The 769-nt window shown below is 42.5% G+C and carries 2 protein-coding genes; one reads left to right on the forward strand and one right to left on the reverse strand.

The window, feature by feature from the left end; genetic code table 11:
• A partial coding sequence (locus RTW80_RS26480; protein ID WP_312721057.1) for an Arm DNA-binding domain-containing protein occupies nt 1-243 on the reverse strand: 243 nt, incomplete at its 3' end.
• 326 nt (nt 244-569) lie between these two features.
• Here RTW80_RS26480 and RTW80_RS26485 point away from each other — a divergent pair.
• Nucleotides 570-769: DUF6538 domain-containing protein (locus RTW80_RS26485; RefSeq protein WP_331283673.1), on the forward strand; the 200-nt coding region annotated here is incomplete at its 3' end.

The raw sequence follows: 769 nt of genomic DNA on the forward strand, positions 1-769 counted from the left end.
CGGATCGATACCACCAGCGATACCTCTTTTCGCATCTTCACGTTTTGCCCGAGCATCGGCTAGAGTAACCTCAGGATACACACCTAGTGCCAATAGCTTCTCTTTACCAGCTACACGATATTTAAGTCGCCAGTATTTACCTCCATTAGGTTTTACCAAGAGATACAAACCGCCACCATCGGCCAGCTTGTAAGCCTTCTCTTTTGGCTTGGCTGTGTCTATTTGACGGGCATTGAGTTTCACTTGGGGGTACCTCCACTAAACCGAACAGCAAATACCCCCATAAGTACCCCCATCTGACCGTAGATTTTGAGGGACTTTAGTAGACGTCAAAAGACGAACGGGGCTTTAATACGCGGATTATAATGGGTTTTGAAAGACTTTAGTAGACTTGGGGAGATGTTTGAATGGTGCCGATAATAGGAGTAAAACACTCGATTAATCTCGTGTTAATGCCATCACCTACGACCATTACTAATTGATTGAATCTTATAGAAAAATCATCATTTTCTATGCGTCACAATCAATTTTCACATTACAAACGCTCCGACACTTTAGCCGGAGATTTTATGAGATACAAGCCTAACCAATACTTAATCTGTGATTCTTACGGTAACTATTATTTAAGGATCACGCTGCCTGTGTATATGCAGCCCTTTTTTGAAGGAAAAAGGACGTTTGTCAGAAGTCTGCACACAAGTAATCTTCGTGTTGCACGTAGAAAGCGTGATCAGATTGCAGATGAATACCATTGCTTACGGGAGAGTGT

The organism is Escherichia sp. AM3 (genome assembly GCF_032029835.1).
In the GTDB taxonomy this organism is placed as follows: Bacteria; Pseudomonadota; Gammaproteobacteria; order Enterobacterales; family Enterobacteriaceae; genus Escherichia; species Escherichia coli.